This is a genomic window from Mucilaginibacter sp. (assembly GCF_025359345.1).
Classification (GTDB): domain Bacteria; phylum Bacteroidota; class Bacteroidia; order Sphingobacteriales; family Sphingobacteriaceae; genus Mucilaginibacter.
On record NZ_JANYGQ010000037.1, the window covers coordinates 90,539 to 102,600 of the forward strand.

The following is a 12,062-nucleotide window of genomic DNA, read 5'->3' on the forward strand; positions in this document are numbered from 1 at the left end:
CTGTATGTTATCATCAGCGGCGAAGGTAATTTTTTGAATAACGGCGAAAGCCGCACTTTCGGGCCTGGCGACGTACTTTTTGTACCGGCCGGGGTTGAACACCGTTTTCAAAATTTTAGTGCTGATTTTGCAACATGGGTAATTTTTTACGGCCCCGTTGGCTGCGAAAATGCTAAGTAATCAGTCTTGACTCTGTATCACCCGAATATCTATCGCTCAATACCTTTACCGTAACCAATAGTTGCCCGGTATGCCGCATGGTATGTTCAGCAGCATGGGTGTACAGGCCTATAACCGTCGACGGTAATTGCGCCCGCCCTACTCCCCTGCTTTCAGTTAACGTTGTTTCGTCGGCATCTTTTAATTGTGTAATGCAATTATCTACCTGGTTATTAAAGGTTGCTATCAGTGTATCGACGGCATATTCCCCGCTAAGGGGTATCCCTTCCGCTTTTAATGCATTCAATTGTTCATGATTAAGCTGCTCTCCTTTCGCGTAAGTAAACAACCTGTTAAGCACCCCGGCAAGGTGCTGCAGATGAAAGCCCGGCGACGCCATGCCGGCAAGTTTTTCCCACAATAGGCTATCTGGAAATCCCGTCATTAACTCATTAATTTCTTCACGAGCCTGTAATAGCGCATGGGCAACAGGCTGCAATAGTGCCGGTACTCCGGCTAATCGGCCGCGTAACCAAACTTCGGGCTTGCGTTCCTTATCTGCCATCCTTATTTAATTGAATCGATCTTAGCCTTCACTTCATCATGGCTCAGCGTTTGGGGCAGGTTATAAATTTCGCGAACATGATCGCGACTGTTATCCGTCCAAAGCCAGCTTGTCCAAACCATAAACCAGGTCCATTGCGGTTGTACCTTCAATATTTTCGGGTTAGGCAATTCGCCTGTTTCTGTAAGTGCAATTGGTTTTCCGTTTGCCAGGGCAAGTAAATCGTTATAGTCTTTTTGCTCGTAGTCAAAATGATAAATATCGGCGCCTAAAACATCCACATAATTAGCGCCCGGATAATAGTCTTTGTAATCGTAAGCTTCATCATAAGGGATGTCCCTTAGCCCGTTTGCGCCCCACACCCACAACAGGTTATTTAAATGATGATAATTGGTGTACCTGTCGTACATCATTTTCCAAAGTTTGGCAATACCGTTTTCGCCTTTGCGGTTACCCCACCAAAACCAAACCCCGTTCATTTCGTGGTATGGCCGCCATAACACGGTGACGCCAGCATCACGCAGCTGCTTCAGATATCCCGCAACCACATCAATTTGCCCGAGCCACTTTTTATACAAATCAGTCCCCGGGGTTGTCAGATCATTCCATTCCGCATCGGTTACTTTGCCTTTTACATTTCTTTCAAAATCATACGGCGGGTCCTGCGTTGGGTTTCCTTCGTGCCACATCAATGTCACCAGGTACCCCTCTTTCGATTTCTTTATGGCTTCTTCAACTATCTGCGGTCCCAGGTCCTTATCACCCCAGTTCATGAAATCGCTTCCCCAAACAGCAGGGTATTTCCCGGTGATGTTATGGGCGCTATCTGAAAACACGTTCCTGTCGCTATTGTAATTCTGCTGGCCAGACATGATATACCTGCCCTTTATATCATACAGTAACTTAAGCGTTTTCTTCGCCCCTGCTGATGCATTTTCGTTTACCGGCTTATAACCTTGCGCCTTTGAATAGAAACTTATAAACAATAGTAAAATAAACGCGAAAATTGCTTTAGTTGGCATGCTTTTGTCTTGACTTAAACTGTACAAATAAATAGCTTTTCAAAACTAACAAAAATCTATTATTAACTTATAAATGGCATTTTCAAACAAAGCGTTATCTTTGAGGCGATTAATTATTATGACTAAACTTGTAACGGCAAAAAAGATTGCCGCGCCCCTGTTAATAATTTGCGCCCTGCTTATCACCTTTCAAAGCTGTAAAAAAAAGCGCTCCGAAGAGGCAACTTTCTTTTTTAAGAAAACCCACAATAAAATTTACCAGGATTACACACCCGAAGCGTTTACCCAGGTGCTGAAAAAAGTATTGAAAAATGAAAAAAATAATCTTTCTCATGCCGAAGTAATTACAGCCTTCTACAAAAAAAATAACTATCAGCCTGTGCTGGTAATGAATCATTTGTTTAACAATGATTTACTTGCCGCATCCGACTATTACTTAAAGGCAGACGAACACGGGCTCAACCCGGAAATGTTTAACGCTGACCAACTGCGCGCCCTGGTCTATAAGTTTTACGACAAGCAAAAGATTAAAGATATTAATACTGCCTACCAGGAGATTGCCGAACTGGAAGTTGCTGCTGCAAATTCGTTAATTACGTATTCAAATGCGTTACAGTACGGCGTTGTTAACCCGAAGAGTATTTACCAGCGGTATTTCCTGGTAACGAAGCAGCCTGACAGTGCAACTATGCTTAAAGTATTTCATATTGCTGATATGCGCGCCTACCTCGACAGCATTCAACCCAAAAGCCCGCAATACCTGGCACTGCAAAAAGCATGGAATGACAAATATGTAATGCAAGGCAGACCGGCCGAGGAATGCAGGCGAATGCTCCAGGTTAACCTGGAGCGCTTAAGATGGCGCAACAAGCCTTTCGAGGAGAAATATGTTATCGTAAACATTCCCGACTTTAACTTGAACGTGATTGATAGCGGCGGTAGATCTGTCCTTAAAATGAAGGTTTGCGTTGGCCAGGGCCGCAATATGAATAATGCCAATACACTGGCCGCCTATAACGATACTTGTAAAATTGACAGGCCAAATGAACACGAAACACCTTTGCTAAACAGCATGATAAACTATGTTGAGGTGAATCCTGTTTGGAACATCCCGCAGAGCATAGCCAATAAAGAGATTATTAAAGAGGCCGCTGATGATCGGTATTATTTAGCCAACAAAGGCATAAATGTTTATAAAGATGGTAAGCTGGTGCCGAACCCCGAGAGCATTGACTGGACAAGAGTAACAAAAGACAACTCAGACTATGACTTTAAACAGCAACCTGGTGAAGATAACTCACTGGGTAAGATAAAGTTTCTGTTTAAAAACCGCAGCAACGTTTACCTGCACGATACACCTGTAAAATCTGCTTTTTTTAGAAAGATGAGGGCTGTGAGCCATGGTTGTGTTCGTTTGGGCGACCCTAAAGCACTTGCATTAAACCTGTTTGGACCCGGTGATAAATACGACGAGATTGTGCAGGATATGGACGACAATAATCCCGACCCATCGGACATTAACGTACCTAAAAAGACACCTGTTTACATTACTTATATTACTTGCTGGGCCGATGAAGACGGTAAACTGCAATTCAGGGATGATGTATACGGGCAGGACATTGTATTATACGAACAATTGCAAAAGTTGCTGCACCCTGCAAAGACGGAAACGCGCATGGCCGCAAACAATTAAGCCTGGTTGCTTTGATGACTGTCAATAGAAGCCTTTTGAATGACGAGGCTAATTGCCCTTTTAATCCGCATGGGTTTTGCAGACCTTATTTAGCAGTTGCATAAAAAGTAAAATGCGCCTACTGGTAAAATCAATAAAGCGCATTCGTTATAGTGAGTTACAAATTATACTCTACATCGATGCCAATACGTTCCCATTTGATGATTCAGGAAAAACATAATTGGCAGCCTGTTCTTCATCTAAATATTTTGATGTGTATCGGCCGTCGTTACCATTAATAAACATTACCGTTTTATCTTTAATTGTATTGATAACCTGTTCCGCCATATTTACCGGTACTGCAGGGCATCCATAGCTACGGCCAAGGCGACCAATTGAATATATTGCGTTTTCGCCAACGTAATCGGCGCCGTGTACAACTATAGCGCGTTCGCGGGCGTTTGAGTTAAAACCGGCATCCACACCGTCAAGTTTTAACGAGCGACCATTGCCGCCATGGTAAACTTCACCTGTAATATAAAAACCAAGGCTGCTTTGGTGCGAATCAATTTTGTTCGAAAAACTGGTTGCCATATCATCGCCGCTGCCATGGCCGTGGGCGGCGTAGGTGTTTAAAACCAATTGTTTATCAAGCAAATCTACTACCCACATCCGCTTTTGGTGGCTCGATTTTGCAAGATCGACAACAGTAAGGATAAAACTTGTTTGGGGCACCATGTTGCCCGCTTTTAAGTTCATAAAACCGGTTACGGCTTTATTAAACACTTCAAGCCCAAGGCCTGATTCCTGTAAATGGGCTGATTCGTAGATATTACTGATGTATTTTTGCAGTAATTCCCTGGCAGAAAAGCCATTTTTAAAATTTCTTTCTTTGGTGATTTTCGCGCTTTTCCAGCTGATGGTAGTTATCGCAAGTATCAATAAAATAGATACGAGCCCGCCAAGAGGTTTTCTCATTCGTTTTCCCGGATTTAAATCAATAAATTAATTAGTGACCTTTTCTACGTAAAAAACAAAATTAGGTTTTGCTTTTTTATCACTAATCGTAATTTGTTACAAAAGTAAATTATAATTAATAATTACAAAATTTATCTTTAATTATAATTTAATTGAAAATATTAAACAACAATTTATACCATTTAATACTAACGACTTCTGGTAATAAACTCCACAATTGTTAATTTATTATTTAACCCAGGTTATTTTTTCTTCAATACTGGTGTTTCTTTTCCCGGCAGGGTACTCATTTGCATAACCAAAATATAAAATTCCCATCACCAAATCATGCTCTCCAAAGCCTAAAAACTCTTTTAAAGCGGGTTTTAACGCCATGCCACCTGTACTCCAAAACGAGGCAATATTTAAAGCGGTTGCCCCCAGCAGCATATTTTGGATAGCGCATGACGAAGCTGCTATTTCTTCTAAAGGTGTGATTTTGGGAAGGTCGCCGCGTTTCATAACGGCTACGATAACATGCGAGACATTATCGCCCTGGTGTAATAGTTTATCGTAGGTACCTGATACAAAGTTGTCGCCCAGGCTGTTTTGTTTGTATAGTTCTGCATGTTGCAGGCAAAATTCAGTAGGGTTTTCGTAAACCACAAAATGCCAGGGCTCAGTGTTACCATGCGTAGGCGCCCAGTTAGCCAGCTCCAATATAGCGGCTACATGCCCGTTTGGTATTTTATTGCCATTCATGGCCTGAGCCTTAACACTACGGCGATTTTTAATTGTATTTGCTATTGCTGAAAATTCGATATCCATATCTGTATAAATAAAAACGTCCCGGCCAAAACGACCAGGACGCAAAAGTAAGATTATTGTTGTTTTAGATTTGTAGAGGTGTGAAAACTTAGCAAATCTTTACATTGTCTAAATCATAAAGAATTTACCAGTTAAAATATAGCCGGATATTTATGCGGATCTGTTTCGTTCATCAAACTATAAACTGCCTCTATGATATCATCCAGTGATGGCTTGCTGAAATATCCGCCGTCAGACCCATAAGGCGGCCGGTGCGCTTTGGCTGTAAGTGTTTTAGGCTGCACGTCGAGTGAGTAATAGCCCTTCTGATCTTCAAGCACGCGCTGTAAAATATAAGCAGACGCCGCACCCGGCAAATCTTCATCAACTATCAGCAACTTGCTGGTTTTCTTCAGCGAGTTGCCACAAACGTTGTCGATATCAAAAGGATATAAGGTTTGCGGATCGATAACTTCGATGCTAATCCCCAGTTTTTCAAGCTCTTTAACAGCTTCCAATACAATACGAAGGGTTGATCCGTATGAGATAACAGTAATATCAGTACCCTGGTTCAGTATTTCGGCTTTGCCAAGCGGAACGGTGTATTCGCCTACGTTAGCTGGCAAACGTTCTTTCAGGCGATAGCCATTTAAACATTCTATCACCAATGCAGGCTCATCGCCTCTTAATAATACGTTATACATACCTGCGGCTTGCGTCATATCGCGTGGCACGCAAATATGCAGGCCACGCATTGAGTTTAATATCAGCCCAAGCGGCGAACCCGAGTGCCAGATACCTTCGAGCCTGTGACCACGGGTACGCACTATTAAAGGTGCTTTCTGGCCGCCGCGCGTACGATAGCTTAAGCTTGCCAGATCATCGCTTAACACGTTTATAGAGTAGAGCAGGTAATCCAAATATTGTATCTCGGCAATTGGTCGCAGGCCGCGCATGGCGAGGCCCATACCCTGCCCTATTATTGTAGCTTCACGTATGCCGGTATCGGTCAAACGTAAATCGCCGTATTTTGCCTGGAGCCCCGCAAAACCCTGGTTTACGTCGCCAATGGCGCCTACATCTTCACCAAAAGCAACAATACTTTTATCGCGTTCAAAGTTGGCGTCAAAACAGGCGTTTAATACCTCGCGTCCATCTATATGCTTCGAATCCTCGTAATACCTAACCGATACATTCGGAACTCGTAACGGCGAATACTGGGTATCGCCAAACAATTTAGAGTTAAAGCGTATTTCGTTTTTAGCATTTTCGCTGGCCAGCCAGCCTATCAAAACCTCGCGCTGTGAGGTAGGTTGTTTCACAGTAATGCGCAAAGCTTTACGTATAGCGGCAACAACATCTTTACGGCCGGGGTCGATACATTCCTTCAGCTCGGTAACAACTTCCAACAGTTCATCCTGAAATTGCGATTCGCGGGCCAATTGCTCAATAAGGCGCGAAGCCTCGTTTAATTCATAGGCTATTTCTTCGCTTAATTCGTTCCAAACCTGGCGCTGGATTTCGCGTACATATTTTTTTGCCGTGGCTTCCATCTCATCCATTTCGGCCTCGGTAGCCACCGCCGACGCAATCATCCACTTACGCATCTGTAAAAGACAGTCGTGCTCGTCTTCCCAGGCAAGGCGATCTTTTGATTTATACCGTTCGTGCGAGCCCGAGGTAGAGTGCCCCTGCGGCTGCGTCATTTCAATTACATGTATTAAAACCGGCACATGTTCGGCACGGCAAACGGCGATGGCACGCTCGTAAGTTTCGCAAAGGGCCACATAGTCCCAGCCTTTTACCTTAAATATCTCGTACCCGTTGGTGCCAGGCGCGCGTTGAAAGCCTTTTAATATCTCCGATATATCTTCTTTAGTAGTTTGCAGACGGGCCGGAACTGAAATGGCGTAAGCATCATCCCAAACAGAAATCGCCATTGGAACCTGCAGAACACCAGCAGCATTCAGTGTTTCAAAAAACAGGCCTTCGGATGTCGATCCATTGCCTATGGTGCCGAATGCGACCTCATTACCCTTTACCGAAAAATTATTTAAATATTCCAGCTGTTTATTTTGCCTGTATAACTTTGATGCATAAGCCAAACCCAGCAACCTGGGCATATGGCCGCCGGTTGTCGAAATATCGGCCGAGCAATTCATGCTTTCGGCCTGGTTTGTCCAGTTGCCATCGGCATCGACAAAGCGGGTTGCGTAGTGGCAGTTCATTTGCCTTCCTGCCGATGCGGGGTCTTTTTCTATATCGGGATAAGCATACAGTTGCGCAAAAAACTCATGCAGGTTGCTCATGCCGGTGGCGAACATAAAAGTCTGGTCGCGGTAATAACCTGCGCGCCAGTCACCCTTTTTAAAGACTTTAGCCATAGCCAGTTGAGCAACTTCCTTACCATCACCAAATATGCCAAACTTCGCCTTACCCGTAAGCACCTCACGGCGACCAATCAAACTCGCCTGCCGGCTTTCATAGCCAATGCGGTAATCGTTTATTACAATCTTTTTAAAATCATCAAAACTCAGTTCGGCGGTTGTCAGCTGTCCTGTAGTGTTAATTGCGCTTTCGGGCATATATTATTTTGTTAGGGCGGTAAAATTAAGAAATTCTATTCTGTAATTGGCAAGTCTGCTTATAAAACATACAGTTTGCATAATAGTTTTATTATTAGGTTAAACCTTTTATATTTGTAATTATCAAACATGTAATTATGAAAAAAATATTATTAGTATGCGCAGTAATTTTAGGCTTTGCCTTTACTGCCTCGGCACAAGATAGCGAAAAAGCTGTATTTAAATTCAACGAAGAAAAACACGATTTCGGTAAAATTCCGCAGGGTACTCCTGTAACCACCGTGTTTGAATTTACTAACGTTGGTAAAGAGCCGCTTATTATAACCGATGTAAGGCCAACCTGTGGTTGCACCATTGCCGACTTTACTAAAACCCCGGTTAAATCCAATGAAAAGGGATCTATCAAAATTACCTATAATGCAGCTGTTGCAGCTCCGTTTAATAAAGGTATCGTAGTTACATCTAACGCTTCCATCCCGCAAAAAACATTAAATATTGTTGGCGAAGTTGTAGCAAAACCGGCGAGTAGCAGTAAGTAAACCCTTATCCCCTTAGAAGGGAAACTTTTAAAATATTTTGAAGACACGGGCAATCGTGTCTTTTTTTTTTACAAATTGTTAACTCAATACCTTTACCGCAGGCCTGCGATCTGCGCTGATGAATAGCGATCCTTTGGGGCTTGAAGGTTTTCTCCAGTTTAAAAGCCGACGTTTGTAATTAACATTGAGTCTGTGCCTCATAAATTAAGCGAATTCACCCAGCTCCAGGGGGGCGACCACCGTCAACCCAGATCACAGGCCTGCGTTAAATGCGATAGACCTTTTTCTTCCGGGCTTTACTGACTTTTCGGACTTTCGGACTCTTTTCATACCTTTGTCCCATGCCAAAAATATCGCACAAAGGGCAGCAAATGCCCGCATCGCCTATACGTAAATTAACGCCGTTTGCCGATAAAGCAAAGCTGGACGGTAAAAAGGTTTACCATTTAAATATCGGCCAGCCGGACATCGAAACCCCGGAAGGGATGCTGAATGCTATTAAGAACATCAGCTTTAAAGTTTGGGCCTATACGCCATCGGAAGGCACGTTATCGTACCGTAAAAAGCTTGTTGAATATTACAACAAACTGGGCTATAACATTACCCCTGATAATATAATTGTTACAACCGGTGGCTCTGAAGCGATAACTATATCTATGATGGCCTGCCTGGACCCTGGCGACGAGGTGATTATCCCCGAGCCATTTTATGCCAACTATAACGGCTTTGCATGCCAGAGCGATATTGTGGTGAAGCCGATATTATCCTACATCGAAAATGGTTTTGCCCTGCCCCCTATCAGCGAATTTGAAAAGCTGATCACCGATAAAACAAAGGCGATTATTATTTGCAACCCAAATAACCCAACCGGCTACCTGTATTCGCGCGAGGAACTCGAAGCCTTAAAGGAACTTGCATTAAAATACGATCTCTACTTATTCAGCGATGAGGCCTACCGCGAGTTTTGTTATGACGGTCAGACTTTTACTTCGCCAATGCATTTAGATGGGTTAGATAATAACGTCATTGTTATGGATACCGTAAGCAAGCGTTACAGCGCCTGCGGCGCCCGCTTAGGCTGTTTGATCACCAAAAACAAGGAAGTAATAGCGGCAGGATTAAAGTTTGCCCAGGCCCGCCTTAGCCCCGGCATGGTGGAACAAATTGCCGGTGAAGCTGCTGTTGATACCCCGGATAAATACTTTGAAACCGTAAATAAAGAATATACTGCCCGCCGCAATACCATTGTAAATGCGTTAAACAAAATGAAAGGCGTTTACTGCCCTAATCCCGGCGGCGCATTTTATGTGGTGGCCCAACTGCCAATTGACAACGCCGACAAATTTTGCCAGTGGATGCTGGAAAGCTTCAGCCACGAAAACCAAACCGTGATGATGGCCCCTGCAACCGGCTTTTACAGCACTGCCGGTGCAGGCCTGAACGAAGTGCGGATGGCCTACGTTTTGAATATCAATGATATTGAAAAAGCCATGGTTTGTTTGGACGAAGCGCTGAAGGTGTACCCGGGTAGAGTCTTAAGTCTCGAGTCCGGAGTCTTGAGTCAAAAGTCTTAATTTATTGGTTAAGCCAGGGTTTATAACTATATTTGCAGTCCTTTATCTGACTTAAAACTATCGACTTTAGACTAAGGACTCAAAAAATGGGGTCGACCGGAATTGACAGGATGGAGATAAGTAAGTAAGCATGCAGCGCGTTGGGTGAATTAGCGCTCTAATCAGAACACTCAAAATCACAAATGGCGAAAATAACTACGCCTTAGCTGCTTAATTTAGAATTTAGCTAGCTTTTGTCCCGCCGGTTTTCCGTTTCATCGGGCCGGCACCAGGGGCATCGAAAGATGAAACTGGCCTGCTTAAGGTGTGCATAGCGGGCGAGATAAAGCACCTAAGGAAGACGGTACAGGCAAGCGACTGGCCTTCCCCTTCCCTACAATTAAACAGAAGCTAAGCATGTAGAAAGCTTACCTTATACCATGTTTGGACGAGGGTTCGAATCCCTCCGGCTCCACTGAATTCAATGTTAAAACAGAGTAAAAGCCTGCAGATCAAATGATTGCAGGCTTTTGTTTTTTAGTCAAATGGCTATATTATTCACCAATTCGCAATAAAAAGGAGCGTAATTCGGTGAGTAAGTTTTAGTAATTCCTTACTCACCAAGACGACCTATTGATTTGATAATCAAGGTGTTCAAATTTTGAACATCTTGTACGGATGTGATTGCAAGCTTAATTTTGTTTCACTTTTTAATGCTTAAAACATTATGAAAACTAATTTCAGCTTGCTTTTTTATTTAAAAAAGCCAAAAAACTATCAAGGCGGCCAGGTGCCGATTTATCTACGCATTACCGTAAATGGTAAACGTTCCGAAACTACCACAGGGCGGGAATGTGAGCCAAGTCAATGGAACAGCATTGCGGGCAGATTAAAAGGGACTAAGGAGGACACCAAATCTTTTAATGCCTATTTAGACACTTTGCAAAAACAAGTGTATGAGTCGCACAGTCAATTGACCGAAGCAAAAAGCAGTATTACCGCTGAAACTCTTAGGGATAGGCTATTATAATAGTCAATTAAAACGCTACATAACGCTATTCTATGGTTTTCATCAGCATCAGCAAATTGTTGAATTAAATTATTGAAATCTGAGCCAGTATATGTGTTGATATGAATAATCAATTCAGCAAACGTTTCATTGCCTATTAATGGTTTAAAAACTGGCAAATCATATTGCGCATCGAAGTCGTTGCTGACACGACTATAAATATTTTTTATTAGCAACATGTAAAACCATATATACACGTATCTAAATAGAACACCGGAAATCACCGAAAAGAATAGCTCAATAAATATTTTATGAATTTGCTCGGTAGTAAGCTTGTTTGAAAATTTATCCAAATTGCCTGCAAACAGCGCTAAACCACCAATAGAAAAGCCTATGAACCATAAAATCCAAGCATCGGCTTTTTGAAATACATCGACAACGAGATTTTTATTATCGTTATACGCAGCAGATAACTTGCCTTTAATAAGTTTTCGAGGGCTCTCCATTTATTTGTAATTGATTGTATTTAAACGCTCTATCAAAGATAAGAGCTTTTTAAGCATAATATTTATTGTGTCCTATTACTTTTTACTTGAGATGAAATACAACGGCTATATTGTAAAGTACAATCGTTTATGGTTCGGTACCGTGATATTTCGCTATTCTTTTGTTTTGCCGGTTAATGGAGGCCGGTGTAAAAAAGAGCATCATGTACAACGGAACTTATGCCCCCTGGGAACATTACCCTAAAACACTTCGCCATTACGAAGTTGAAAATCCAATGTCTGTAGTAGTCGATTTTTTTAGCGCAGATTCAGTAAAAGGCCACGGCAAGCGATTAAAGGAATGGCGTTATTATGTAGTTAACGACGAGCATTACGATGAAAAACGTCATGGCCCCGGCACTTTACTTTTTATATATGACCTCAATTTGAGGATTTTGGAGGCCATGTACTTGCTGTTAGTCAATTACAAAAACTTCTCTTATCAGCGGAAACAGCTTACTGAGGAGCAATTGGAAGAAGAAAAAAAACAATGGGAATACTACCCTAAAAACCTTTCCTTAAAAGAACAGCTTGAACCCTATAAGGCAGTTAAGAAAGTCTTTAAGAAAATTAAGCCGCAGGAATATAGGGATCAGCTTCACGAGTGGTCACATGTAGCCCTTTACAATAATGCAGATGTAGAGGCTTT

12 protein-coding genes and 1 other RNA gene are annotated in these 12,062 nt (G+C 42.5%); 7 read left to right on the forward strand and 6 right to left on the reverse strand.

Annotation, left to right across the window (positions count from 1 at the left end):
• Nucleotides 1-12: 12 nt before the first annotated feature.
• On the forward strand, nucleotides 13-180 hold the full coding sequence (locus tag Q0R52_RS29420; RefSeq protein WP_366520957.1) for a cupin domain-containing protein: 168 nt from the start codon (nucleotides 13-15) through the stop codon (nucleotides 178-180).
• Here Q0R52_RS29420 and Q0R52_RS27885 read toward each other — a convergent pair.
• Together Q0R52_RS27885 and Q0R52_RS27890 are read right to left on the reverse strand one after the other, a co-directional pair.
• On the reverse strand, nucleotides 173-724 hold the full coding sequence (locus tag Q0R52_RS27885; protein WP_295801598.1) for a DinB family protein: 552 nt from the start codon (nucleotides 722-724) through the stop codon (nucleotides 173-175). The two genes, Q0R52_RS29420 and Q0R52_RS27885, sit on opposite strands and share 8 nt — an antisense overlap.
• Nucleotides 725-726: 2 nt before the next feature.
• The gene (locus Q0R52_RS27890) at nucleotides 727-1,746 is read right to left on the reverse strand and encodes a glycosyl hydrolase (protein WP_295801600.1); all 1,020 of its coding nucleotides are present in this window, start codon (nucleotides 1,744-1,746) and stop codon (nucleotides 727-729) included.
• A gap of 118 nt (nucleotides 1,747-1,864) precedes the next feature.
• Here Q0R52_RS27890 and Q0R52_RS27895 point away from each other — a divergent pair, with 118 nt between their 5' ends.
• Nucleotides 1,865-3,439 (forward strand): L,D-transpeptidase family protein, encoded by a 1,575-nt coding sequence (locus Q0R52_RS27895; RefSeq protein WP_295801603.1) that lies wholly within the window; start codon nucleotides 1,865-1,867, stop codon nucleotides 3,437-3,439.
• Nucleotides 3,440-3,610: 171 nt separating this feature from the next.
• Here Q0R52_RS27895 and Q0R52_RS27900 read toward each other — a convergent pair whose 3' ends face one another.
• The 3 genes from Q0R52_RS27900 to Q0R52_RS27910 all read right to left on the reverse strand — a co-directional run bounded on the left by Q0R52_RS27900 (nucleotide 3,611) and on the right by Q0R52_RS27910 (nucleotide 7,767).
• Complete coding sequence (locus tag Q0R52_RS27900; RefSeq protein ID WP_295801605.1) at nucleotides 3,611-4,396, reverse strand: murein L,D-transpeptidase catalytic domain family protein; 786 nt, start codon at nucleotides 4,394-4,396, stop codon at nucleotides 3,611-3,613.
• Between the two features lie 228 nt (nucleotides 4,397-4,624).
• Nucleotides 4,625-5,203, reverse strand: coding sequence for a nitroreductase (locus Q0R52_RS27905; protein ID WP_295801606.1), 579 nt, complete (start codon nucleotides 5,201-5,203; stop codon nucleotides 4,625-4,627).
• A 131-nt stretch (nucleotides 5,204-5,334) separates the two neighbouring features.
• Nucleotides 5,335-7,767, reverse strand: a complete 2,433-nt coding sequence (locus Q0R52_RS27910) for an alpha-ketoacid dehydrogenase subunit alpha/beta (RefSeq protein WP_295801608.1) — start codon at nucleotides 7,765-7,767, stop codon at nucleotides 5,335-5,337.
• Between the two features lie 137 nt (nucleotides 7,768-7,904).
• Here Q0R52_RS27910 and Q0R52_RS27915 point away from each other — a divergent pair, with 137 nt between their 5' ends.
• From Q0R52_RS27915 to Q0R52_RS27930, 4 genes are all read left to right on the forward strand, one after another.
• A complete protein-coding gene (locus tag Q0R52_RS27915; protein ID WP_252790757.1) occupies nucleotides 7,905-8,306 on the forward strand; it encodes a DUF1573 domain-containing protein in 402 nt (133 codons plus the stop codon).
• A gap of 341 nt (nucleotides 8,307-8,647) precedes the next feature.
• On the forward strand, nucleotides 8,648-9,880 hold the full coding sequence (locus Q0R52_RS27920; RefSeq protein ID WP_295801612.1) for a pyridoxal phosphate-dependent aminotransferase: 1,233 nt from the start codon (nucleotides 8,648-8,650) through the stop codon (nucleotides 9,878-9,880).
• Between the two features lie 88 nt (nucleotides 9,881-9,968).
• Nucleotides 9,969-10,337: a transfer-messenger RNA gene (ssrA, locus tag Q0R52_RS27925) on the forward strand.
• 249 nt (nucleotides 10,338-10,586) lie between these two features.
• Nucleotides 10,587-10,889, forward strand: a complete 303-nt coding sequence (locus Q0R52_RS27930) for an Arm DNA-binding domain-containing protein (RefSeq protein ID WP_295801614.1) — start codon at nucleotides 10,587-10,589, stop codon at nucleotides 10,887-10,889.
• On the opposite strand, the gene Q0R52_RS27935 is transcribed toward Q0R52_RS27930, so the two are convergent.
• Nucleotides 10,829-11,374: a hypothetical protein gene (locus tag Q0R52_RS27935; RefSeq protein WP_295801616.1), complete on the reverse strand. Its 546-nt coding sequence runs from the start codon at nucleotides 11,372-11,374 to the stop codon at nucleotides 10,829-10,831. The genes Q0R52_RS27930 and Q0R52_RS27935 overlap by 61 nt on opposite strands.
• Nucleotides 11,375-11,577: 203 nt before the next feature.
• Between Q0R52_RS27935 and Q0R52_RS27940 the strand changes: the two genes are divergently transcribed.
• Nucleotides 11,578-12,062 (forward strand): hypothetical protein (locus Q0R52_RS27940; RefSeq protein WP_295801617.1); only part of this gene is annotated, 485 nt, incomplete at its 3' end.

Bases quoted from the DNA above. Each gene is read 5' to 3' on its own strand.
- Q0R52_RS27885 (WP_295801598.1), bottom strand. From the start codon at position 724: ATGGCAGATAAGGAACGCAAGCCCGAAGTTTGGTTACGCGGCCGATTA.
- Q0R52_RS27890 (WP_295801600.1), bottom strand. From the start codon at position 1,746: ATGCCAACTAAAGCAATTTTCGCGTTTATTTTACTATTGTTTATAAGT.
- Q0R52_RS27895 (WP_295801603.1), top strand. From the start codon at position 1,865: ATGACTAAACTTGTAACGGCAAAAAAGATTGCCGCGCCCCTGTTAATA.
- Q0R52_RS27900 (WP_295801605.1), bottom strand. From the start codon at position 4,396: ATGAGAAAACCTCTTGGCGGGCTCGTATCTATTTTATTGATACTTGCG.
- Q0R52_RS27905 (WP_295801606.1), bottom strand. From the start codon at position 5,203: ATGGATATCGAATTTTCAGCAATAGCAAATACAATTAAAAATCGCCGT.
- Q0R52_RS27910 (WP_295801608.1), bottom strand. From the start codon at position 7,767: ATGCCCGAAAGCGCAATTAACACTACAGGACAGCTGACAACCGCCGAA.
- Q0R52_RS27915 (WP_252790757.1), top strand. From the start codon at position 7,905: ATGAAAAAAATATTATTAGTATGCGCAGTAATTTTAGGCTTTGCCTTT.
- Q0R52_RS27920 (WP_295801612.1), top strand. From the start codon at position 8,648: ATGCCAAAAATATCGCACAAAGGGCAGCAAATGCCCGCATCGCCTATA.
- Q0R52_RS27930 (WP_295801614.1), top strand. From the start codon at position 10,587: ATGAAAACTAATTTCAGCTTGCTTTTTTATTTAAAAAAGCCAAAAAAC.
- Q0R52_RS27935 (WP_295801616.1), bottom strand. From the start codon at position 11,374: ATGGAGAGCCCTCGAAAACTTATTAAAGGCAAGTTATCTGCTGCGTAT.